This window comes from Clostridium sp. ATCC BAA-442, assembly GCF_964239415.1.
In the GTDB taxonomy this organism is placed as follows: domain Bacteria; phylum Bacillota; class Clostridia; order Oscillospirales; family Oscillospiraceae; genus Flavonifractor; species Flavonifractor plautii.
This window is the reverse complement of sequence record NZ_CAXSQB010000023.1, coordinates 33,710-56,569: the sequence shown is the minus strand read 5'-3', so window position 1 is coordinate 56,569 and position 22,860 is coordinate 33,710. Positions and strand designations below refer to the sequence as shown.

The window sequence follows — 22,860 nt, the reverse complement described above, 5'->3', positions numbered from 1 at the left end:
GGCGACGCGGAAGGGACTTGAACCCTCGACCTCCGGCGTGACAGGCCGGCGTTCTAACCAACTGAACTACCGCGCCAGACGGTAGGGGGTACGGGAGCTCCCTCACGGGAGTGGTGGGAACAACAGGGTTCGAACCTGTGACATCATGCTTGTAAGGCATGCGCTCTCCCAGCTGAGCTATGCTCCCTTGTCCTCGCCGCAGACCAGTTTGTAAATCACTCTTGGTCACGCGGCGAAGGTTATTATACTAAAGCTTCCCCCAGTTGTCAACCATTTCAGCCAAAATTTTTTGCTTTTTTTCTCTCAAACCTACAGTGAGGCCAGAAGTCCTTCCAGCTCCTCGTTTGTATAGTGATATACCTTGTCGCAGAACTGGCAGGTGAGCTCGGCCCTGCCCTGCTCCCGGATGAGGGAGTTCAACTCCTCACGCCCCATACTGATGAGGGCGCGGGTGACCCGCTCCCGGCTGCAGTAGCAGCGGTACTCCACCGGCTCCTCAGAGAGTACCTCCAACTGAAATTCAGAGAGCACCTGCTCCACCAGCTCCCTGGCGCTCAGGCCGCCCCGCAGCGCCTCGGTTACCGGGCCTACCCTGGCGATACCCTGCTCGATGGCGGAGATGGCGGCGTCATCTGCGCCGGGGAGGAGCTGAATGAGGTATCCACCAGCGCACTGCACGCTCTGGTCCACGTCCACCAGCACGCCCAGGGCACAGGCGGTGGGGATCTGCTCACTCTCAGCAAAGTAGGAGGTAATATCCTCGGCGATCTCGCCGGATACCAGGGGGACAGTGCCCACATAGGGCTCCTTCATGCACAGATCCTTGATGACAGTGAGGGAGCCGTCCCGCCCCACGGCGCTGCCCACATCCAGCTTGGCGGGGCCCTTCAGGGGGAGGTCCACCAGGGGATTGACCACATAGCCCCGGGCGTTGCCCTGGCTGTCGGACACCACGGTGATGCCGCCCAGCGGGCCGCCTCCCTTGATGCGCAGGGTTACCGAGCCATCCTTCTCCTTGAGCTGGTTGCCCATCATGGAGGCGGCCATCAGGCTGCGGCCCAGGGCCGCGGTGGCCACGGGCAGAGTCTTGTGAATCTGCCGCGAACGCTCCACCATCTCCTTGGCCGTGATCGCCGATGCCTTCACCGGCGCGTCCTTGGCCAAAACGCGAATGATCTTGTCTGCCATGCTTGTCAAAATTCCTTTCGTGCGGCAAAGAAAATCCGCTGCTCCCCCTCCCTGGGGGCGCGGAACCTCAGCTCGCCGTATTGTCTGACCTGCCGGAAACCGGCCTGCCGGAGCAGCGCCTCCAGCTCCGCCGGTTCGTAGGCGTACTCCTCGTGAACCTCCTCCCAGCGGCTCCACAGCCCGCCTGGATCCAGCCGGAAGATGTCCATTCCATAGGTGCAGATGCGCCGGCGCTCCGACCAGTCGGCCCGCCAGACGCAGTAGGCATCCTCGCTCTCGTCCAGAAACATCTGGCCGTCCAGGCCCCGGAGCTTTTGCGGGGTGTTGATGTCAAAGAGAAAGAGGCCGCCGGGCATGAGGAAGGTGTGCACCCGCCGGAAGGCCCGGGCCAGCTTTTTGGAGCTGGTGACGTAGTTGATGCTGTCCAGGCAGCACACGCAGGCGTCGATAGTGCCGTAGAGATCCAGCTCCTCCATGGCCTGATGCAGAAAGATCGGCTCGATGGGGCCTGCGCCCTGGCATTTCTCCGCCGCCTGGGCCAGCATCTCCTGGGACAGGTCGGCGCCGATCATCTCATAGCCCCGCTCCGCCAGGACACGGGTCAGGCTCCCGGTGCCGCAGGCCAGATCCAGCACCGTGCGGATGGGCAGCCGGCTGCGGGCGAAGTGCTTCTCCAGATAGTCGGCCCAGCGGGCATAGTGCACGTCGGCGGTAAAGGCGTCGTAGCACCCCGCCAGGAATTCATATGCCATCGCCGCCCAGCTTCTCCTTGATCCGCGGGAGCACCGCCTGATAACCGTCGGCCCCGTACTGGAGAGAACGGTTGACCCGGCTGATGGTGGCGCTGGACGCGCCGGTGCGCTCCAGAATGTCGTTGTAGATCATGCCGTCGGACAGGAGCATGGCCACCTCAAAGCGCTGTTCCATAGCCCTCAGCTCCGCCACGGTGCACAGGTCGGAAAAGAACTTCTTGCACTCCTCCAGATCCTTCAGGGTAAGAATGGCCTCATAGAGCACATCCCCATGCTCCCGCTTTTCGTTTTTCGTCATAGGTATCAATGACCTCCTCGTCAGTCTCTGCGGAAATCGTATCTATTTTACCAAAGTGAAGTATAGAAGTAAACCTCTTTTTCACCGATTTTACGGAGTTTCATAGGATGGAGCACCGGATTCTGAAAGAGGGAGGTGCCCGCGATGAAGGGGCTGCACACAGGGACGGAGAAGGCCGAGCCGACTTGGAAGGAGTGGAGGCGGGAATTCTGCTGGGAGGAGGAGCCGGTGCTCGCGGTCTCCGGTGTCCGCCTGGAGCTGCCGGAGGGAATACCCGGCCTGCGGCGGCTGGAGCGCTGGTGCCGCCGCCTGGAGGGGGCGTGGGCGGCCCGCTGGGAGCGGGAGCTCTATCCCAGGGCCTGCACGGCCGCCCGGCAGGCCAGGGAGGTCTCCCATCCCTTCCGGCCGTGGGAGGCATCCCTCACCGGCGCCGTGACCCTCCACACCCCGGAGTGCCTGAGCCTGTATTATGACGCCGCGGAGCGGACCGGGGGCCCCCACGGCGTCACCCTGCGGCAGGGAAGCGCCTGGGCGCTGCCGGGGGGGAGCCCCCTGACGCTGGGGGAGCTGTTTCCGCCGGGATTCCGGTGGAGGGCATGGGCGCTGGCGGAGGTGGAGCGGCAGCTCCGGGCTCGGCTGTCCGCGGGGGAGTCCTGGTTCGCGCCCGACTGGGAGGCGCGGCTGCCCCGCAGCTTCGACCCGGAGCGTTTCTATTTGACGGAGGCGGGGCCTGTGATCTACTTTCCACTTTACTCCATCGCGCCCTATGCGGAGGGGATTCCGGCCTTTTCTCTCGCAATCCCGGGCCAGAAAGAAAATACCCCGGAGGAATAGCTGTTTTTTTGCACTTTTTACCTTGTCAGCCCTGCCGCCGCGGCGTTATAATAAAGGGCGTTCCGGGAGAGACTCCTTCATAAATGAAGGTGCCCTCCCGGGCGGTTGCGCGCGGGAAAAGGCCAATGCGCGAATCCCCGCGGCAGGAGGAACGAACTATGGTCAAAGCAATCGTTGGCGCAAACTGGGGCGACGAGGGCAAGGGAAAGATCACCGATCTCCTAGCCGAGGCGTCCGATGTGGTCATCCGCTTTCAGGGCGGGGCCAACGCCGGGCACACCATCATCTGTGACTACGGCAAATTTGCGCTCCACCAACTGCCCTCGGGTGTCTTTTACCCGCATACCACCAACATCATCGGCAACGGTGTGGCCCTGGACGTGAAGAAGTTTCTGGCCGAGCTGAAGCATCTGGCCGACGGCGGTGTGCCCGCCCCCCATATCATCGTGGATCAGCGTACCCAGCTTCTGATGAGCTATCATGTGCTGCTGGACAGCTATGAGGAGGAGCGCCTGGCGGGGGCTGCTTTCGGCTCCACCAAGTCGGGCATCGCACCCTTCTATTCCGACAAGTACGCCAAAATCGGGATTCAGGTGGCCGACCTCTACAATGAGGAGCGGCTCATGGGTCAACTGGAGCACATCTGTACCCTGAAAAACGTCCTGCTGGAGCACCTCTACCACAAGCCTCTGCTGGAGCCAAAGGCGTTGTTTGACGAGCTGATGGGCTACCGCGCGGCGCTGGAGCCCTACGTGGGCGACGCGGTGGGCTTCGTTCACCGGGCCCTTAAGGAGGGCAGGCGGGTGCTGCTGGAGGGGCAGTTGGGCTCCATGAAGGATCCCAACCTGGGCATCTGCCCCATGACCACCTCCTCCCATACCCTGGCGGGCTTCGGCACCGTGGGCGGCGCGGTGCCTCCCACGGCCCTTACCGATATCATCACGGTCACTAAGGCATACTCCTCCGCCGTGGGCGCCGGCGCCTTCGTCAGCGAGCTGTTCGGCGCGGAGGCCGACGAACTGAGACGCCGGGGCGGCGACGCCGGTGAGTTCGGCGCCACCACCGGCCGGCCCCGCCGGGTGGGCTGGTTCGATGCCGTTGCTACGAAATACGGCTGCATAGTGCAGGGGGCCACACAGGTGGCGCTCACCGCCATCGACTGCCTGGGCTACCTCGACGAGATCAAGGTGTGCACCGGCTATGAGATCGACGGCAAGGTGACCACCGACTTCCCTGTGCCCGCTCTGCTGGACCGGGCCAAGCCGGTGTATGAAACCCTGCCGGGCTGGAAGTGCGACATCCGGGGCGTCACCGACTACGGCAAGCTGCCCAAGGCCGCCCGGGACTATGTGGACTTCATTGAAAAGCACATCGAGGCCCCCATCACCATCGTCTCCACCGGCCCCAAGCGCCATGAGATCTGCCGGCGGGCCGGGAGCTGAGACCGTCCCTCTGTGCGGAAAGGCAAAGGAAAGCCTCCGGCTGTGCCGGAGGCTTTCCTTGTGCACACCAGCTCAGCGGCTGTGGCGATAACAGTCCATGAGTGCCTTCCAAGAGTGCTTGGGCCAGAAGCGGCGCTTGGCCTCGGCGGACCAGCCCCTGTTTTCCAGAATTCCATCGCTGCGCTCGTCCAGCGCAGGAAGCTGTTTGCTCGTTCCATGAGCCTTCTTCATAAGACACACCTCTTTTGCGGTTTTCAGAGCATTTTTGCCCTGTGAGGCATAGTATTTCCATTGTAGAGGGGAAAACAAGGATGGTTACACGCAAAATAGTTCCAAGGAACGTACGATGATTGTTTAACCGGCGCTTGAAACGCACAGAAGGGCCCCCGCCGGGGGGGGGGGCCCCCTTCTGTGGCTGGAGGGGGACAAATCCTTGTGCAGATCAAGGAGGGAGGCATGCCCGCCGCTCCATGAGGCGTGTTATATGGTGAAACCCTTGCAGGACAAGGTGTCAACCCCTGGGAAACAGCACTCGGAGGGCCCGCCAGGGGCTGCCCTGCCAGTAAGCACGCATAAGATCAACAGAGAAGGGCATGCTGCTCATCTCCCTGTAATGCTCCAGCGTACGGTGGTCGGTGGTCCAAATCGTCTTTTTCATTGTGATAACTCCTTTCTATCACAAGCTCTTGCCTTCCTTACGGTTTCAGTATACAATAATATAAGATATGAGACAAGCGAATCTTTTTCATGCTGAATATGCGGAAATGGAATGGTAATTGTGAATCTTAACAAGTATCAAATTCTGCTGAAAACTGTGGAGCTGGGGAGCATCACCCGTGCGGCGGAGGCGCTGGGGTATACCCAGTCGGCGGTGAGCCGCGTGATTGCCGATCTGGAGCGGGAGTGGGACATGGAGCTTCTTACCCGCAGCCGGACGGGGGTGGTGCTCAGCAGCAGCGGGGCGGCGCTGCTGCCCTATGTTCAGGCGGTGTGCAATGCGGGCAGGGAGCTGGAGGAGCAGGTGGCGGAGCTCCACGGCCTGACCCGGGGAACCCTGCGGGTGGCCACCTTCGCCAGCGTGTCCATCCACTGGCTGCCCGCTATCATGAAGGAGTTCCTCGGCCGCTACCCGGGTATTCAGTTTGACCTGGTAAGCAACTGGGAGTTCGCGGAGGTGGAGGATCTGCTGCGGCAGGGTCAGGCAGACTGCGGCTTTTTGGGACTGCCCGCGGGGCCGGGGCTGGAAACCTACCCCCTTTTTCGGGACGAGCTGATGGCGGTACTTCCCCTGGATCACCCTTTGGCAAAGGCCCCCTACTATCCCATGGAGCGGTTCCGGGAGGATCCCTATATCAACACACCGGAGGAGCGGGATTTGGAGATCGGCCTCATTTTCCAGGAGGAGGGATTCCGGCCCAATCTCCGTTACACCGTCAATGATGACTTTGCCGCATTGGCCATGGTGGAACAGGGGCTTGGGGTGAGTATCCGTCCGGAGCTGGTGCTGCGTGCCTCCAGCTACGCCTTCGCCGCCATCCCGCTGGAGCGGAGACACTACCGGCGTATCGCCCTGGCGATACGCCGCGGCCGTTCCCCTTCGCCGTTAACTGCCCGCTTTTTGGAGTGCGTCCGCCAATGGGTGGGGGAGCATTTCCCGGCGGAGCAGGGAGATGGGGTGTGAGCCAAAAAAGGGACGGCTTGCAAAATTTTTGTTTTACAAGCTGTCTCCTTTATAGTATAATACATCCGTTGCGGCGGAAGTGCCGCACCGAAATGAAAGATAATAGGAGTGTTGTTGCATGAGCCGCATGGTCGGCACCGTATCCATGGGAATTCGTGCTCCCATCATCCGAAGTGGGGACGACCTGGTGGAGATCGTCACCAATTCCGTCTTGGAGACTGTCAAGGACGGAGCGCTCACCATCCGCGACCGGGACGTGATTGCCATGACCGAGGCCATTGTCGCCCGCGCCCAGGGGAACTACGCCTCGGTGGACGATATCGCCGCCGACGTGCGCGCCAAGCTGGGCGGGGAGACCGTGGGTGTCCTGTTCCCCATCCTCAGCCGCAATCGCTTTGCCATCTGTCTGCGGGGCATCGCCAAGGGGGCCAGAAAGGTCGTCCTGATGCTGTCCTACCCCTCCGACGAGGTGGGCAATCACCTCATCGATGTGGATGCGATGGACGAGAAGGGGGTGGACCCCTATAAGGATGTCCTCACCCTGGAGCGTTACCGGGAGCTGTTCGGCTACACCGTCCACCCCTTCACGGGCGTGGACTATGTGGACTACTATTCCAACCTGATCCGGGAGAGCGGCGCGGAGGTGGAGGTCATCTTCGCCAATGACCCCCGGGCCATCCTGCCCTACACCAAGAACGTGCTGGCCTGTGACATCCACACCCGCGCCCGCACCAAGCGCCGCCTGCTGGCCGCCGGGGCGGAGAAGGTCTTCTGCCTGGACGAGATCATGACCGCCTCCATCGACGGCAGCGGCTACAACGCCAAGTACGGATTGCTGGGCTCCAACAAGTCCACCGAGGACAAGGTGAAGCTCTTTCCCCGGGAGTGCCAGGATCTGGTGGAGGCCATTCAGGCCCGCATCCTGAGGGAGAGCGGCAAGCACGTGGAGGTCATGGTCTACGGCGACGGCGCCTTCAAGGACCCCGTGGGCAAGATCTGGGAGCTGGCTGATCCGGTGGTCTCTCCCGCCTACACCGCCGGCCTGGAGGGCACCCCCAACGAGCTCAAGCTCAAGTATCTGGCGGACAACGACTTTGCCGCCCTGTCCGGCGAGGCGCTGCGGGATGCCATCAAAGACGAGATCAAAAAGAAGGACGGCTCCCTGGTGGGCAAAATGGCCGCCCAGGGCACCACGCCCCGCCGCCTGACCGACCTGATCGGCTCCTTGTGCGACCTGACCTCCGGCTCTGGCGACAAGGGTACCCCCATCGTCTACATTCAGGGCTATTTCGACAATTATACCACCGAATAAGACAGCGGCCCGCCGGGAGACCGGCGGGCCATTTTTTTCAACTTTTTTCAAGTTTCAAAAAGTCCCTCAGCCTGTCGAAAAGACTTCTTCGACAGGCTAAAGCGCGTGTACGAAAACTACGTACACGCGCTTTTTTGTGACCGTTGTTACTGGCCGCAGCCGGTGCTGCCACAGCCTGCGCACCCGGCGCAGCCGGGATGGGACTCGGACCACAGCTTGTCGGCCATGGGAGTCCAGTTGTCGGCATAGGGGTGGGTCTTGGCCGTCAGATGCTCCACGCTCTCGGGAGACTGAGGATCGGTGGAGTGGGCGCCCGTCTCGTGAACCATCTTCTCAATGAACTCCGGGTTTTCCAACATGGGACAGGGGCGGAGCATGTTCTCGTTGAAGGGCTGGTTGTCATGGTAGGCCATGAACATGGGGGATTGCAGGCACTCCAGCAGGCTCTTCTCCCGGATGTTGGAGTCGGAATAGTGGATGAACACGCAGGGGTCCACGTCGCCGTTGGCGTTGATGTGCAGGTAGCGGCGGCCGCCGGCGATGCACCCGCCCACATACTCGGCGTCGTTCTGGAAGTCCATGGCAAAGATGCCCTTGGTCTCCCGCATGGCGCGGATGCGGCGGTAGACCTCGGCCCGCTGCTCGGGGTTGGGCATCAGCTCGGGGGCGGCGTCGTTGCCCACGGGCATGTAGTGGAAGAACCACACGAAGTAAGCGCCCAGATCCATGATCAGATCGTAAAACTTCTCGCTGGTGATGTCCTTGTAGTTGACGCTGGTGTAGCAGGCGGAGATGCCGAAGGGCAGGTGGTGCTGCTTCAGCAGGGCCATGGCGTGGGTGACCTTGTCGTACACACCCTCTCCGCGGCGGGAGTCGTTGGCCTCCTCGAAGCCCTCCAGGCTGATGGCGGGGATAAAGTTGCCCACACGCAGCATGTCCTGGCAGAACTCCTCGTCGATCAGGGTGGCGTTGGTAAAGGAGAGGAAGGCCGCATCGCTGTGCTTCTCGCACAGGGCGATCAGGTCCTTCTTGCGCACCAGCGGCTCGCCGCCGGTGTAGATGTACAGGTAGATGCCCAGCTCCTTGCCCTGAGTAATGATGGAGTCAATCTCATCAAAGGTCAGGTTGAGCTTGTTGCCGTACTCCGCCGCCCAACAGCCGGTGCAATGCAGATTACAGGCGGAGGTGGGGTCCAGCAGGATGGCCCAGGGAATGTTGCAGCCGTACTTCTTGCGCAGTTCCTCCTGCTTGGGCCAGCCCACCAGGTTTGCATTGACAAAGAAGTTGTTGAATATCGTCTTGAGCACACTGGGGTCGGTCTGGGTCCAGACCTTCTCAATGAGCTGGTGCCAACAGGAGTCCTTGTCGTTAATTACCTTATCAAATGCCTCCCGCTGGAGGGACAGGGTGTCGCCGGCAAACTTGTTGACCAGATCCATGACCTTGCCCATGTTGTTCATCGGGTCCTTGTCCAGATAATCATACACCTTGGCCAGGCCGTAGCGCTTCAAACTGTCAGGAATCTTCATCTTGGTTTTCCCCTTTCACGGCATGTCATACCATTCATCGTTGCTACTATACCGCCGTTTTTGCAAAAGGAAAATAGACAAAACCCGCATCCTGTCCAAACTCTAGACAAAAATGGCAGTTTGCTTAAAAGCAGTTTGGCTTTTGAAGTTTCTTTATTGCGTTTTGACAACCGTTTTTTATAATATTTAAAACCATAAAAAACGATAGAGAATATTTTGAGGTGCACAGAAGGGACGGGAGGGAAATACATTTCTCTAAATCATGGGTCAATTAAGCGGTAAAGTTACAAAAAACTCTCAAGTTGTTGTAAAAGTGTCTTAAAAGATTTGTGCTGTTTGTTTATTTTATACTATAAATTTCGGCTATGTTTACATACTGACGAAACTTTGTTACTCAAATACAATTCACTTAACAAACAAAGCAGTACCAGATGACACCGCAGGGCAGGGCCCCTGTATGGAAGGATCACATACATGAGAGTTACGATGGAAGACATCGCAAGAATGGCCGGAGTATCAAAAGCGACGGTTTCCAGAGTCGTAAACGGAATTGAACAGGGAGTCGGCCCTGAAACACGCAGACGCGTATTGCAAATTGTGAAGGAGACGAACTACCGCTCCTACAGCCTGCCGAGCCAGAACCAGTCCAAGACTCTTGGGCTGATTATCCCGGATATTATAAACCCCTTTTTCGGTGAGCTGGTCAAGGCAATCGAGGGGGAGGCCACAGAGCAAGGGTACACCGTTCTGCTGGGAAACACAGATTTCTCCATGGAAAAGGAGGAGCGTTACCTCTCCATCTTCCTGGCCAAGCGGGTAGACGGCATTATTTTAGTGACAACAGCCCAGACCGCTGGAGAGCACTACCAGAGGCTGAAGAAGTACAGCGTGCCCTGTGTGCTGGTGGACCGCATGCTGGCGGGCGCCGAGTATACGGCGGGAATCTTTGTGGACAACTCCTACGCCCTTTTCATGGCGTGTAGCCTGCTCATTCAGCATCGTAACGAGAAAATCGCTTTGATCTCCGGTCCGCGAAACATCTCCACCTCGGTGGAGCGGATTCAGGGCTACCGGGATGCGCTGGAGCAGTACCGTCTGCCGTTTGAGGAGCGGCTCATTAAATATGGCGACTACACCTTTGAAAGCGGATACCGGGCCATCATGGAGCTGGAGCGGGAGGGCACCCGCTTTACCGGAGTCCTGGCGGCCAATGATACCATGGCGCTGGGCGCCATTAAGGCGCTCAAGGAGCTGACTTACGCTATCCCGGAGGATGTGGAAATCATCGGCTTTGACAACATCGGCTTTTCTCAGCTATGTGACCCGCCTCTGGCCACCATTCAGCAGCCGACCATCGAAATGGGACGCCGGGCGGCGGATACGCTGATCCGGGCAATCGTGGGTAAGCCCATTGAAACCAAAAATATCCACCTTCAGCCCAAGCTGGTGGTGAGAGGCTCGGTCAAGACCATCTATGGCGAACGGATTCTATATGTATAAGTACAGCGGATCATCCGGCATCGGTGCCCCGGCGGGGGAAAGAATCTAGGAAGACGTAGGGGTGTTCTCATTGAAAAAGATTTTGGTGGTAGGAAGCGCGAACGTCGACTTTGTGATCGGAGTACGGCAGGCCCCGGAGTTGGGCGAAACCATCCTGTGTCGCTCCTTCCGAAAGACCTGCGGCGGGAAGGGGGCCAACCAGGCGTATGCCTGCGGACGTCTGGGCGGGGACACCGCGTTCCTCAATGCGGTGGGAGATGACCCCCTGGGCGGTGAGCTGGTGCGAAATCTGCAACAGGCCAATGTGGACACCTGCGCAATAAGGACGGTGGACGGGGTATCCACCGGCATGGCGGTGGTCTGTGTGGATGAGAAGGGAAACAACTCCATAATTGTCATTCCCGGCGCCAATAACCTCTGCGATGTGGACTATCTGAGGCGGAACCGGGCGCGGTTTGAGGAGAGCGACATTGTGCTGCTCCAGATGGAGATCCCCTTTGAGAGCGTCTGCTACGCGGTGGAGCTGGCCAGTGGGCTGCACAAAACCGTCATTCTCAACCCGGCCCCCGCACCGGACAGCCTGCCTGATGAAGTATATGCGGGACTGGACTATCTGACCCCCAATGAGAGCGAATTCAAGCGCCTGACCGGCTGCCCGACCGATGAAGTGGAGGAGCTTGCGGTTCACTGCAAACCCCTGCTGGAGAAAGGGACGCGGAATATCATCATTACGCTGGGAAGCCGCGGTGCCCTGCATGTCAACCGGGAGGGGCATACGCTTTACCGCCCGCCCAAGGTACAGGCGGTGGATACCACAGCGGCAGGAGACACCTTCAACGCGGCGCTGGCCCGGGAGCTGGCGGACGGCCGCTCCACGGAGGAGGCGATCGTCTTCGCCAATATGGCGTCCGCCCTGGCGGTGTCCAGGGTAGGGGCACAGGATTCTATCCCATCGTATGAAGAAGTATTGGATTTTAAGAAGCGCATGGAGTGAATGCGGATGAGCGACATCATTGTTAAGACCACCGGGCTGTGTGCAGATTTCAAGATCAAGGACCGGATGGTTCGGGCGGTGAACCGGGTTTCCCTGAGCCTGGAGCGGGGCAAGACGCTGGTGATATTGGGGGAGTCCGGCTCTGGAAAGAGCACCTATATGAAGGCGCTGCTCCGGATTCTGCCCAAGACAGCCGCCGTAGAGGGACAGGCGGAGTTTCTGGGAAATGACCTGTTCCGAATGAGTGAGAAGGAATTCCGGGATATCCGGGGCAACCGGATGGCCATGATCTATCAGGACTCTCTGTCCGCGCTGGACCCGATGTATAAGGTGGGCTATCAGATTGTAGAGACCATCCGGGCGCACTCCAGCCTGACAAAGGCAGAGGCCAGGGAGCGGGTAGAAGAGCTCTTCGTCAAGGTGGGTATCCCTTCGCCCAGGGAGCGGATGAACGCCTACCCACACGAGATGAGCGGCGGCATGCGCCAGCGGGCGGTCATCGCTATGGCGCTGTGCTGCAATCCCTGCCTGCTGCTGGCGGACGAGCCCACAACGGCCCTGGATGTCACCATCCAAAAACAGATTCTCAACCTGTTCTTGGAGCTGCAGGAGAGCGACCGCATGTCCATCATGATGGTGACCCACGACATCGGTGTGGCGGCCCGGGTGGCGGATCAGATCGCCATCATGTACGGTGGCATCATTCTGGAGTGCGGCGCCACCAGGCAGGTGCTGGAGACGCCGGCGAACCCCTATACCAAGGCGCTGATCGCCGCGCTCCCCAAGAGCGGCAACCGGGAGCGGCTGGTTGCCATCGAGGGACAGCCGCCCACCATTGTCCATATGCCGCCCGGATGCCCCTTTTCCAACCGCTGCGCCTACGCAACCGAGGCGTGCCGGCAGAGCGTTCCAGAGCTCAAGCCCATCGATGAGCACCATATGACGGCGTGTCATATGAATTTAGTAACGTCTGGAGGTAAATGAGGACATGAAACACGTGAAAAGATTCCTGGCGCTCTCTCTGGCGGCAGCCCTGTTGGCGGGCTGTGTCTCCTGCGGCAATTCGGATGAGAAAACCTCGCCCACCGGCGGCGGTTCCGGTGTGGACAGTACCGGCGACGGCGGCACTCTGCGGATTGCGATGACCTGCGCGGCTCTGCCCAATACCGATTCCGAGCCCACGGAGGGGCAGGAGGGTTACCGCTTCGTCAGCTTCCAGCTCTATGACGCCCTGGTGAAGTGGGATGCGAGCTCGGAAACTGAGGCCGGCAAGATTATCCCAGGCCTGGCCACCTCCTGGGAGCAGAACCCGGAAAACCCCAAGCGGTGGACGTTCCATCTACGGGAGGGAGTCAAGTTCCACGACGGAACGGATTTCAATGCGGACTGTGTGATCTTTGCTCTGGACCGCGTGATGAATCCTGACTTTGAGTACTACAGCACCACCTGCGCCGCATCGGTGGGCAGCTTCTTGGCCAATATCGAATCCTATGCCAAGGTGGACGACTACACGATCACCATTGACACTGTGCAGGACAACAACGCCTATCTGATCTACGATCTGCCCTATATCATGATTCCCTCCATGGAGGCGGTGAAGGAGAAGGGCGACGGCTTTGCCGACGCCCCCGTAGGCTCCGGTCCCTTCCAGTTTGTCAGCAAGATCGCGGGCCAGGAGCTCGTCATGGAGCGGAACGAGAACTACTGGGGGAACGTGCCGCAGATCAAGACACTGATCCTCAAGCCCATCTCCGACGCGTCGGCCCGCCTGGCGGCCCTCCAGTCCGGCGAGGTGGACTGGGCCGAGGTCGTTCCCGTGGAGTCCCTGGAGTCTCTGAAGTCCCAGGGCTATCAGGTCAAGCTGAACGACTACCCCCATGCGTGGCTTTACATCATGAACACGGAGTCCGGCCCCTTTGCAGATGCCCGCGTCCGGCAGGCTTTCAGCATGTCCATTGACCGGGAGGGACTGTGCAATGACATCCTTCAGGGTGTGGGCACACCGCTGGCGCAGTTGATGTATCCAGGTTCTCCGTGGTATGCGGAGGGTGTGGAGGAGTATACCTATAACCCGGAGAGGGCGAAAGAACTGCTGGCCGAGGCCGGCTATCCCGACGGCTTTACCACGACCTTTGTCTGCCCCACCAGCGGCTCCGGCAACATGTTCCCCCAGATTATGAATGAGTACATCCAGAAGTGCGCCGAGGAGGTCGGTATCCACATTGAGCTGGATATGTCGGAATCCGAGCGGGTGTGGGACGTAATGAAGGTGGGCTTCAAGGATGAGTACGCCGATGTGGGCGCGCTCAACACCTCCTTCTATACCATGTTCCCCAATGTGTTCCAGAAGTTTGCGGGCACGGGCGGCTCCTTCAACACCGGCAAGTACAGCAACCCGGAGTACGATGCCTGTATCGAGGCGGCCTATGCGGCCACGGACGAGGCGGAGTCCACCCAGCAGTTCATTGAAGCCGAGAAGATTTTTACCGAGGAGCTGCCCTGGGTGATCGTCTGCAACGACCGGAACCTGCGGGTCCTGGCCCCCAATGTGCAGAATTTTGCCCAGTCCCAGACCTGGTATGTCGATTTGACGACGGTTACCGTCGAGTAAGAGAACCCCGTCTCATAAGCGCTGTCATTTCCGGCAAAAGACTCTGGCCTGCGGCCAGTGAAACCTGGCCGCCGGCCGCAGTATACAAGGGGAGTTAGTATGGTCCGAGTTATCTTGAAACGAATAGGCCTGGCGTTCCTCACGCTCTTCGGTGTGACGGTTATTGTATTCGCCCTGCTGCAGATGATGCCGGGAGAACCCATTGACAGCATTGTGCCTCTGGATGCTTCGGAGGAGCTCCGGCAGGTGATCATCGACCAGTATGGTTTTGACCAGCCACTCTATATGCAGTATTTCATGTGGCTGGGCAACGCGGTGCGCGGCAATTTTGGGAACTCTGTCAGCGACAACCGGCTCGTGCTCAGCGTGGTCAGCGAGGCCCTCCACAATACCCTGATTCTGGCGCTGGGGGCCAGCATCTTAGCGTTCCTGCTCAGTATCCTGATCGGTGTCTACAGCTCGTACCGGCCGAATTCCATCTTCTCCTGGATCGGCACGGTATTCGGCATCGGCGGTATCAGTATTCCAAACTACTGCCTGTCATTGATCCTGATCGGTATCTTCTCCGTCACCCTGCGCCTGCTGCCGTCTACAGGCATGTATACCAGTGGGGACTATACCTTCTCCTCCCTCATACAGCACCTGATTCTTCCCGCTATCGCGGCCGGCGCCATGACACTGGGGATTATGACGCGGATGGTGCGCAGCTCAGTCTCCGAGATGCGCAGCCGGAGCTTTGTCACTACCCTGCGGGCGAAGGGACTCAGTGAGCCGGCCATCATGCGGCATGTGCTGCGCAACAGCTTTCCCACGCTGCTGACCGTAGCGGGCCTGCAGTTCGGCTACCTGATGGGCGGCTCCACGATGGTGGAAACCATTTTTTCCTGGCCGGGAATCGGCCTGATCATCTATCAGAGCATCTTCACCAGCGACTTTCCCGTGACCCAGGCGGCCATCCTGATTGTGGCGGCGATCTTTGTCAGCATCAACCTGCTCATCGATCTGCTCCGCATTGTGGCAGATCCGCGCCTGAGAAAATAAAGACCTGCGGGAAACAAAGGAGTGATTGTTTTGCTGTCATCCATTGGCTCCAGAGCTGCGGCGGATCCGGAGGAGCTCCATTTCCGCAGGGAGGCGCGCAGCCGCTTTGTGCGGACCTTTCTCCGTTACCCGGCGGCCCTTCCCGCGCTGATCCTGTTCGTGATCGTGGTGCTGTGCGCCCTCGGCGCGCCGCTGCTCACCCAGTATACCCCCTTTGAGGGCAATGCGGCGGAGCGGCTGCAGGGCATCGGCACGGCCGGCCATCTGCTGGGAACAGACGAGCAGGGGCGCGACATCCTGACCCGCTGCCTGTACGGCGGGCGCCTGAGCCTGCTGATGGGCTTCCTGCCGGTGGCGCTGGCCACCATCGTGGGCAGTATCCTGGGGATCATTTCCGGCTATTTCGGCAAGGCCTATGCCCAGATCATCATGCGCACCCTGGATATTTTCTATGCGTTCCCCTCCATTCTGCTGGCCATCGCACTGTCCTCGGTTCTGGGCTCGGGCCTGTCCAGCATCATCATTCCAATCGCCGTCATTCTGGTTCCGCCCATCGCCCGGGTGGCCGAATCCACCGTGCAGGATATCATGCCGGAGGACTTTATTGAGGCGGCGCAGACCTCCGGGGCCAGCCCGCTGAAGGTTATCGTGTTTTTCATCATACCGAACACCTTTGGGCGGATCTTCATCTACTGTACCACGCAATTCAGCGTCAGCATCCTGTCGGCCTCTGGCTTGAGCTTTCTGGGATTGGGCATCTCTCCCCCCACGCCGGAATGGGGCTCCATGCTGAACGCCCTGCGGCAGCAGATCTACATCAATCCCCTGATTACCATTATTCCGGGCCTGTTCATTTTTGTCACAGCCCTGAGTGTCAATATCATCTCGGACGGCCTGAAGGAAGCCATGGAGGCCAACAGCTAAGCCCGCGCGGTATGACGGCGCGCCGTGATTGGAGAGCGTACAATGAGCAAGATTTTAGAGGTCAACGACCTGTGCAAGTCCTTTGTGGTAAAAAAGCGCCTGCTGGGCGAAAACGACGTGGTTTCAGCAGTAAATCACGTTTCCCTCGGCCTGGAGGAGGGGGAGGTGCTGGGCATCGTCGGTGAGTCCGGCTGCGGAAAATCCACGGTTGCGCGGCTGCTCCTTCACAGCATCCGGCCGGACAGCGGCACAATGAAGCTCTGCGGGAAGGAGTACGACATGGCCCATGCCACGGGGCAGGATGTGCAGACCTTTCGGAAGAATATGCAGATGGTCTTTCAGAACCCCTACTCCTCCCTGAACCCCAAGATGAATGTACTGCAGAACATCACCTTCGGCCTGACGGCCAATCAGGTGCCCAGAGATGAGGCATGCCGGCGGGCATACCGCTACCTGGACGCGGTTGGGATGCAGAAGTCCTTCCTCAACAAATACCCCAACAGCCTGAGCGGCGGGCAGCGACAGCGCGTGGCGGTGGCGCGGGCCCTGGCAATGGAGCCTAAAATCATCCTGGCCGACGAGCCGGTGTCCGCACTGGACAAGTCGGTGCAGGCGCAGGTGCTCAACCTGTTTCACGACCTGCAGAAGGAGTTCGGCATTTCGATTATTTTTATCTCCCATGATCTGAGCGTAGTGGAGTACATGAGCGACCATATTGCGGTGCTCTACCTGGGCGAGGTCATTGAGTACAGCACCTCCGAGGAGCTCTATCACAACCCCAGGCACCCCTATACCAAGGAGCTGCTGCGCTCCATTCCCCAGATCAGCGGAGACGCCCGCCTAAGTACGGCCAACAGGGAGCCGCCGATCGAGCTGCCCAGCCCGATCAGGCCGCCCTCCGGCTGCCGGTATCACCCCCGCTGCCCGTACCGGACGGAGAACTGCTCCAAGCATATTCCGGCGCCTGCCTTGGTGGGACGGGACCACATCGTGAAGTGTCACCGCTGCGCCGCACAGAATCAACCGATTGAACCGATGGAAGGGAGCTTGATATGAAAAAGTACAAGATGCTGTTTGCCGGGGAGTCCTGGCTGACCCATAACATGGAGGTAAAGGGGTGGGACGACTTCTCGGTTGGCGGGTATGGAACGGAGATCGGCCGAATCCATGCCGCGATGGACGAGTTTGCAGAGATCACCCACCTGCCCTCCCATCTGGTGGGAGAGAAATTCCCCTCTACGATGGAGGAGCTGAAGACGTATGATGTGGTGATTCTCAGCGATGTGGGGGCCAATACCCTGTTGCTCCACCCCCTGGTGTTTACCCAAAGCGTCCGTTTCCCCAACCGCCTACAGCTCCTGGCGGACTATGTAGAGCAGGGCGGCGCCCTGGGGATGATGGGAGGCTACATGACCTTCCAGGGCATCGGCGGCAAGGGCTGCTACCACGGTTCGCCCATCGAGAAGGCACTCCCGGTCGATTTTCTCCCCTATGACGACCGGCAGGAGCACCCGGAAGGCATTGATCTGAAGGTGGACCCCCAGCGCCATCCGGCACTGAAGGGGCTGCCCGAGGAATGGCCCTATCTGCTTGGCTACAACAAGGCCGTAGCCAAGCCGGGGGCACAGGTGGCGGTGGAATACCAGGGAGACCCCATCCTGTCCTTCTATGAGTACGGAAAGGGCAGAAGCTTCGCTTGGGCCTCGGACTGCGCGCCCCACTGGATGCCCCCCGCTTTCTGTGAATGGGAGTATATCCACCTGTTCTGGAAGAACATGATCGACTGGGTGGTGCAGAGATGACCGGCCGGAGAGAAGGGGCGGAACAATGAAGGTAAAGGTTGCCGCCATACAGATGTCGGCGGACATCGGAGGGCGGGAGGCAAACGTGGAGCGCGCGGAGCGGCTGCTGATTCAGGCGGCCAGGCAGGGGGCCGATCTCTGCGTGCTGCCGGAGCTGGCGCTGGATGAGTTTTTCCCGCTGTATAAGGACACCCGCTACTTTGCCTACGCGGAGGAGTTGGACGGGCCAACCGTCCGGCGCTTTCGTTCCCTGGCGGGGGAGCTGGGGATCTACTTGGCCCTTCCGCTGTTTGAAAAGAGTCTGATTGGTACCTACTATAATTCCCTGGTTCTGCTGACGCCGGAGGGGACGATCGGTGCGGTCTATCGGAAGGTACATGTACCCTGTACGCGCAGCTATGAGCGCTACTATTTCACACCCGGACCGGAGTTTGTGGTGGCGGATACCCGGTACGGGAAGGTGGGATTGGCCATTTGCTACGACCGGCGCTACCCGGAGACCTGCCGTGAGCTGATGAAGAAGGGGGCCAGGCTGATTCTGATCTCCATCTCCAGCAGCATTATGCCGGGGGGCTTTTCCGAGCTGCCCGTCTTCGAGACGGAACTCAAGACCAGGGCCTTTGAAAACCAGCTCTTTCTCGCGGCCTGCAACCGCTCCGGGCAGGAGGGAGAATACACGTTCTTCGGCCACAGCATGCTCTTGGGGCCGGACGGCTCCGTACTGGCCCAGGCAGATGAGGCGGAGAACGTGGTGGTGCTGGCAGAGATGGAGCTGGAGGACGCGGATAGGGCCCGGATCAACGGCCCGCTCCTGCGGGACCGCCGCCCGGAGCTCTATACCTGCTGATATAAATCAAAGAAATGAGGTAATCGTATGGAATTCTCTTACTTTATGCCGGTCCGTCTGCTGTTTGGCGCCAATGTGATCGACCAACTGGGCGCCACGGCCAAGAGCTATGGCACCCACGCCCTGATCGTGACGGGCCGCAGCAGCACGAAACGCTCCGGTCTGCTGGACCGCTCCATCGCCCTGCTGGAGGCCGCGGGCGTCCGCGCCACGGTATTCAATAAGGTGGAGCCCAACCCCCTGACCACCACGGTTATGGAGGGCGCGGCCCTGGCCAGGGAGCAGGGGTGCGACCTAGTCATCGGCATGGGCGGCGGCTCCATGATGGATGCGGCCAAGGCGGTGGCCTTCTGCGCGGTGAACGGCGGTGACGTGAATGACTATATCTCCGGTGGAAAGCAGGGTACCGGCTGCCTGCCCATTCTGGAGGTACCCACCACCTGCGGCACAGGGAGCGAGGCCAACCCCTTTGCGGTGCTGACCAACCCCGAGACTAAGGACAAGAAGTCCCTGTGGGGAGACCTGATCTATCCTAAAGTGTCCTTTATCGACCCTGAGCTGATGAAGACCATGCCCAAGGAGGTGCTGGCCTCGGTGGGCTTCGATGCCCTCTCCCACAACATGGAGGGCTACCTGGCCACCCGAAGCCAGCCCATTACCGACCAGCTTGCCCTGCACGCCATCCGCCTGACAGCCGGGAGCCTGCCCAAGGTGTACCACGGTGAGGGCACACAGGAGGACTGGGAGAACATCACCCTGGCCAGCCTGCTGGGCGGCATTGTCATCAACACCGCCGGCGTGGGCGGCGGCCACGGGATGGAGCATCCGGTCAGCGGCATGTATAACGTGGTCCATGGAAAGGGACTGGCGGCCCTGACACCCCCCCTCTTCCGCCACTCTTACAACACCAAGCCGGAGCGTTACGCGGCCATCTCCCGTCTGCTGGGCGGCAAGGACGAGACCGACTGCGCGGAGGCGGTGGAGTGCTTCCTCAAGTCCATTGATCTGAACTGCAAGCTCCGGGAGCTGGGGGTGGAGGAGTCCGGAATCGACTGGATGACGGACAACTGCATCAACGTCTTTGCCGGAAGCATGCGGAATCATACCAAGGCGCTTACCCGGGACGAGGTAAAGCAGATCTATCTGGAGGCGTTTTAATCCGGCGGCCAGAGAAGGGGACCGCCCTTGCTGATAAATTGATTGGAATGGAGGATACGGACATGCCCTGTATTGTTATGTATACCAATATGGAGGTGCCCAAGGAGAAGGCCGAGGAACTGAAAAAAGCCCTGGTGGTTTCCTGGGAGAAGCTTCCGGGTAAGAGTGAGCGGTGGCTCATGACCACCATCCGGGACAACACCACCATGTTCTTCGGCGGCAAAGATACCCCTGCGGCCTTTGTCAACTTCAAGATTCTAGGCAGCCTTGGCAGGGAGAACTGCGAGATCCTGAACGAGGAGTTCCTGACCGATGTCAGCCAGGTGCTGGGTATTCAGAAGGAGCGGATCTTTGTGGCTCACGATGAATGTCCCTCCTGGGGCTGGGTCAAGAACTGAACATGACAGAAAGGAAGGTATTGCATATGCCCTGTATCATCATCAGGACCAATGTGGAGATTCCCAGCGACAGAGCAAAGGAGCTGAAAACGGCCCTGGCCGTGTCATGGGAGAAGGTGCCCACCAAGCGGGAGCGCTGGCTCATGATCGTCATGGAGGACAAGCAGCAGATGTTCTTCAGCGGCAGGGATACCCCCGCGGCCTTTGTGAACTTTAAAATTCATGGGGACTATGACATCGGCCCCAAGAACTGCGAGATGCTCTCCGAGGAGTTCATGAATGATCTGAGTCAGGTGCTGGGCATCCAGAAGGAGCGGATCTTCGTGGCCCACGATGTGTGCCCCTCCTGGGGCTGGGTGGACGACCCGGATCCCAGAGCCTACGGCCCCGCGCCGGTCTGAGTGAACTGCAACAAACAATTACAATAGAAAGTGAGTGGATCAATATGGAGTACAAGTACAAGTGGTATATTCCCGACGCCTACCTTCATTCCCGCGGCACCGGCTACTTCACCAGCCATGAGGGCTGCGCCTTCATCAACGAGACCGGCCGGGACGCCCATGTGCGCTTCACCTTCTACTTCCAGGATCGTGAGCCCATGACCGGCTATACCAGCGTGGTGCCTGCCCGCCGGACCAAACATGCCCGGTTCGACCTGATGGAGAACGACAAGGGTGAGCCCGTTCCCATGAATGTCGGCTATGCCGTGGTTGTGGAGAGCGACATGGATATGCCGGTCCAGTTCAGCCACTGTGACACCTCCCAGCCTGAGCTGACCTTTACCACCACCATGGTCCCCCACATCACCCTGGACCGGGAGGACTAACCCCCAAAATACATAGAAGAAGCGCACCGGCCGCCGGCTGGTGCGCTTCTTCTATGCATGCTTTTTGATAGAAGGGGGCAGAGCTGATATATTGATCATTAGACTGCGATAATTAAATCATCAATATGGGAAAGAAGTGGTAAGGGCAGACCGGTTCATCGGTTCCCGCATTGCCCAGAGTGAGAACGAGAAATTCCTGTGGTGGGCGGAGGGGAGGAAGTTCTCCAACGTTCAGTGCGACTGGGGGGCGCGTGCCCTGGGGAATATGGACCTGCTACCGGGAGTTTGTCATTGTACGGGCAAACAGCCGGGGCTGGAGCCGCCCGCTGAGGCGTATCATACCATGCAAAGCGCCCTCCCGGAGCAGTCCGGCGGGGGTGCTTTGGAGTAGTCAGTGTACGGGGAAGCTGTGCCGTGTGAGGGCGATCATCTCGCGCAGCTTTCCCTTCAGGAAGTGGATTCCCTTGCCGCTGGACAGTCCACCGAAGGTGGAGCTCTCCCAGGTCAGAGGGATGGATTCGCCGCTCTGGGCATCGAGCTCGAGCCGCTTGGGAAGATAGAAGGCCGCGCCGTCCTGCTCCTGAAGGTCGAAAAAGCACCTGTGAATGGCGGTAATGAAGTCCTCCCGTTCCGGAAGGGCGCCGGGGGCGAGAATGGAGGAACGCATGAACTCCGACAGCAGTCCGTATAGATCAAACAGGATGTCGATTCCCATTGTTTTGGTCAGAACGTGCGCGGAACTGTCCCAGGCCTGCGGGTAACATGCCTTCCAGGCGGAAAAATAAGTCTCGATGGCCTCCACCCGGGCGGAAAAAGTGGTGTAGTTGAAGCCGTTCTGCAGGTTGATCTCGAGCCAATGCTCCAGCAGCTTCTGCATTTTGCTGGAGTTGACATAAGCCCGGGGCAGAGAGCGGGCACGGGGGCCGTCGAACATCTTGATCCGGTCATGAAAGAGGCCGGCCCGGCCATTGAGCTCGTCCATCAGGTCAAAGGCGGTGTTCTCCCGGTCGGACATCAGGCCGGAGAGGTTGCGGATGGCGTTGGTATGTATGGCGGAGGGCTTCTCCTGGTTGCAGTTGATCTCAGCAAAGGAGGCTGCCATCTTGCGCAGATCCAGATCCAAGTAGACGCCGGTGAGGAAGGGGTAGTCCAGCTTGCCCGCCGCATAAGCCCCTTCGGTGCGGTGATGGCCGTCGATCATATAGCCCAGCAGTTCCTGCTCTGGGGCTAGAAGATAGCCCGCCTCGTCTGCCGCACAGGCTGCGATGTGCTCACGGTAACGGTGGAGAGCGACGGTCAAAAGGACAATGCCGGAGGAGTCGCCGGTGCGGCTCTCCAGAGGGGCAACAGTTATATAGGGGCTGTCCTGGCATCTGAGGGTGATAACAATGGCGTTGGGAAAGCCATACGGGCCGCTGGAGAGGCGCTCCTCAATTTCAGAGACTTTTTTCATGACCAGAGCGCGCTGAATGCCCTCTGGGTTTTCCAGGCTGCGGGGGAGGCGGCAGATCATAGCCTGTAGGAAGCCGGTGGTGAGAGCGCAGGTGTAGAGTTTGAGGTGGTCGCTCTGATCCACACGGAGCATGGGAATGGACATTGCATCCCCGTGCTGCGCAATCATCCTGTCCAGCATGGACAGGATATCTGCCTTGGTCTTGCTCTTTGTAAACATCCGCTTCATTTCGATCCTCCACTCTTGAGAATAATATATTGAGAATTTTTA

General features: G+C 59.5%; 24 protein-coding genes and 2 tRNA genes. 17 read left to right on the top strand and 9 right to left on the bottom strand.

All coding sequences use genetic code 11. From position 1 onward, the window contains the following. Positions 1-2: 2 nt before the first annotated feature. The 5 genes from ACESY8_RS11290 to ACESY8_RS11270 all read right to left on the bottom strand — a co-directional run bounded on the left by ACESY8_RS11290 (position 3) and on the right by ACESY8_RS11270 (position 2,238). Positions 3-76 (bottom strand) — tRNA-Asp (locus ACESY8_RS11290). A gap of 35 nt (positions 77-111) precedes the next feature. After that, a tRNA-Val gene (locus tag ACESY8_RS11285) sits at positions 112-187 on the bottom strand. Between the two features lie 122 nt (positions 188-309). Then, the gene (hslO, locus tag ACESY8_RS11280) at positions 310-1,188 is read right to left on the bottom strand and encodes an Hsp33 family molecular chaperone HslO (protein ID WP_065534380.1); all 879 of its coding nucleotides are present in this window, start codon (positions 1,186-1,188) and stop codon (positions 310-312) included. 5 nt (positions 1,189-1,193) lie between these two features. After that, positions 1,194-1,940, bottom strand: coding sequence for a class I SAM-dependent DNA methyltransferase (locus tag ACESY8_RS11275; protein ID WP_498794743.1), 747 nt, complete (start codon positions 1,938-1,940; stop codon positions 1,194-1,196). Then, the gene (locus ACESY8_RS11270) at positions 1,930-2,238 is read right to left on the bottom strand and encodes a YerC/YecD family TrpR-related protein (protein ID WP_009257629.1); all 309 of its coding nucleotides are present in this window, start codon (positions 2,236-2,238) and stop codon (positions 1,930-1,932) included. The genes ACESY8_RS11275 and ACESY8_RS11270 overlap by 11 nt, the downstream gene beginning before the upstream one ends. Before the next feature lie 144 nt (positions 2,239-2,382). Here ACESY8_RS11270 and ACESY8_RS11265 point away from each other — a divergent pair, with 144 nt between their 5' ends. After that, a complete protein-coding gene (locus ACESY8_RS11265) occupies positions 2,383-3,072 on the top strand; it encodes a DUF3298 and DUF4163 domain-containing protein (protein WP_131971789.1) in 690 nt (229 codons plus the stop codon). A 158-nt stretch (positions 3,073-3,230) separates the two neighbouring features. Further along, positions 3,231-4,514: an adenylosuccinate synthase gene (locus tag ACESY8_RS11260; RefSeq protein ID WP_009257631.1), complete on the top strand. Its 1,284-nt coding sequence runs from the start codon at positions 3,231-3,233 to the stop codon at positions 4,512-4,514. A gap of 72 nt (positions 4,515-4,586) precedes the next feature. Here the strand turns inward: ACESY8_RS11260 and ACESY8_RS11255 are convergent, their stop codons facing one another. Together ACESY8_RS11255 and ACESY8_RS11250 are read right to left on the bottom strand one after the other, a co-directional pair. Beyond that, a complete protein-coding gene (locus ACESY8_RS11255; protein ID WP_007488619.1) occupies positions 4,587-4,745 on the bottom strand; it encodes a hypothetical protein in 159 nt (52 codons plus the stop codon). Positions 4,746-5,025: 280 nt separating this feature from the next. Continuing rightward, complete coding sequence (locus tag ACESY8_RS11250; protein ID WP_009257632.1) at positions 5,026-5,172, bottom strand: hypothetical protein; 147 nt, start codon at positions 5,170-5,172, stop codon at positions 5,026-5,028. Between the two features lie 111 nt (positions 5,173-5,283). On the opposite strand from ACESY8_RS11250, the gene ACESY8_RS11245 reads away from it, so the two are divergent. Next, positions 5,284-6,195, top strand: a complete 912-nt coding sequence (locus tag ACESY8_RS11245) for a LysR family transcriptional regulator (protein WP_007488621.1) — start codon at positions 5,284-5,286, stop codon at positions 6,193-6,195. Between the two features lie 118 nt (positions 6,196-6,313). Then, complete coding sequence (locus ACESY8_RS11240; protein WP_054339035.1) at positions 6,314-7,507, top strand: coenzyme F420-0:L-glutamate ligase; 1,194 nt, start codon at positions 6,314-6,316, stop codon at positions 7,505-7,507. A 146-nt stretch (positions 7,508-7,653) separates the two neighbouring features. On the opposite strand, the gene ACESY8_RS11235 is transcribed toward ACESY8_RS11240, so the two are convergent. After that, on the bottom strand, positions 7,654-9,036 hold the full coding sequence (locus tag ACESY8_RS11235; protein WP_007488626.1) for a radical SAM/SPASM domain-containing protein: 1,383 nt from the start codon (positions 9,034-9,036) through the stop codon (positions 7,654-7,656). 474 nt (positions 9,037-9,510) lie between these two features. On the opposite strand from ACESY8_RS11235, the gene ACESY8_RS11230 reads away from it, so the two are divergent. The 13 genes from ACESY8_RS11230 (at position 9,511) to ACESY8_RS11170 (ending at position 21,137) form a co-directional block, all read left to right on the top strand. Further along, complete coding sequence (locus ACESY8_RS11230) at positions 9,511-10,536, top strand: LacI family DNA-binding transcriptional regulator (protein ID WP_009257635.1); 1,026 nt, start codon at positions 9,511-9,513, stop codon at positions 10,534-10,536. A gap of 61 nt (positions 10,537-10,597) precedes the next feature. Next, on the top strand, positions 10,598-11,530 hold the full coding sequence (gene rbsK, locus ACESY8_RS11225) for a ribokinase (RefSeq protein ID WP_054339036.1): 933 nt from the start codon (positions 10,598-10,600) through the stop codon (positions 11,528-11,530). Between the two features lie 6 nt (positions 11,531-11,536). Then, positions 11,537-12,514 carry an ABC transporter ATP-binding protein gene (locus tag ACESY8_RS11220; protein WP_434307728.1) on the top strand — a complete coding sequence of 326 codons (978 nt, stop codon included), beginning with the start codon at positions 11,537-11,539 and terminating at the stop codon, positions 12,512-12,514. Between the two features lie 4 nt (positions 12,515-12,518). After that, positions 12,519-14,141 (top strand): ABC transporter substrate-binding protein, encoded by a 1,623-nt coding sequence (locus ACESY8_RS11215; RefSeq protein ID WP_434307727.1) that lies wholly within the window; start codon positions 12,519-12,521, stop codon positions 14,139-14,141. Positions 14,142-14,240: 99 nt separating this feature from the next. Beyond that, on the top strand, positions 14,241-15,182 hold the full coding sequence (locus ACESY8_RS11210) for an ABC transporter permease (RefSeq protein WP_054339039.1): 942 nt from the start codon (positions 14,241-14,243) through the stop codon (positions 15,180-15,182). 21 nt (positions 15,183-15,203) lie between these two features. Then, a complete protein-coding gene (locus tag ACESY8_RS11205; RefSeq protein WP_054339040.1) occupies positions 15,204-16,106 on the top strand; it encodes an ABC transporter permease in 903 nt (300 codons plus the stop codon). 42 nt (positions 16,107-16,148) lie between these two features. Then, positions 16,149-17,162: an ABC transporter ATP-binding protein gene (locus ACESY8_RS11200; RefSeq protein ID WP_007488637.1), complete on the top strand. Its 1,014-nt coding sequence runs from the start codon at positions 16,149-16,151 to the stop codon at positions 17,160-17,162. Continuing rightward, positions 17,159-17,908 (top strand): glutamine amidotransferase, encoded by a 750-nt coding sequence (locus ACESY8_RS11195; RefSeq protein ID WP_009257641.1) that lies wholly within the window; start codon positions 17,159-17,161, stop codon positions 17,906-17,908. The genes ACESY8_RS11200 and ACESY8_RS11195 overlap by 4 nt, the downstream gene beginning before the upstream one ends. 25 nt (positions 17,909-17,933) lie before the next feature. Then, positions 17,934-18,755, top strand: a complete 822-nt coding sequence (locus ACESY8_RS11190) for a carbon-nitrogen hydrolase family protein (protein ID WP_007488641.1) — start codon at positions 17,934-17,936, stop codon at positions 18,753-18,755. 27 nt (positions 18,756-18,782) lie between these two features. Further along, positions 18,783-19,913, top strand: a complete 1,131-nt coding sequence (locus ACESY8_RS11185) for an iron-containing alcohol dehydrogenase (RefSeq protein WP_054339041.1) — start codon at positions 18,783-18,785, stop codon at positions 19,911-19,913. A gap of 62 nt (positions 19,914-19,975) precedes the next feature. Then, a complete protein-coding gene (locus ACESY8_RS11180) occupies positions 19,976-20,311 on the top strand; it encodes a phenylpyruvate tautomerase MIF-related protein (RefSeq protein ID WP_055179784.1) in 336 nt (111 codons plus the stop codon). Between the two features lie 26 nt (positions 20,312-20,337). Beyond that, positions 20,338-20,712, top strand: a complete 375-nt coding sequence (locus tag ACESY8_RS11175) for a phenylpyruvate tautomerase MIF-related protein (protein ID WP_009257643.1) — start codon at positions 20,338-20,340, stop codon at positions 20,710-20,712. 44 nt (positions 20,713-20,756) lie between these two features. Continuing rightward, a complete protein-coding gene (locus ACESY8_RS11170) occupies positions 20,757-21,137 on the top strand; it encodes a sensory rhodopsin transducer (RefSeq protein ID WP_021632449.1) in 381 nt (126 codons plus the stop codon). Between the two features lie 391 nt (positions 21,138-21,528). On the opposite strand, the gene ACESY8_RS11165 is transcribed toward ACESY8_RS11170, so the two are convergent. After that, positions 21,529-22,818 (bottom strand): ParB N-terminal domain-containing protein, encoded by a 1,290-nt coding sequence (locus tag ACESY8_RS11165; protein WP_148342316.1) that lies wholly within the window; start codon positions 22,816-22,818, stop codon positions 21,529-21,531. Positions 22,819-22,860: the final 42 nt, after the last annotated feature.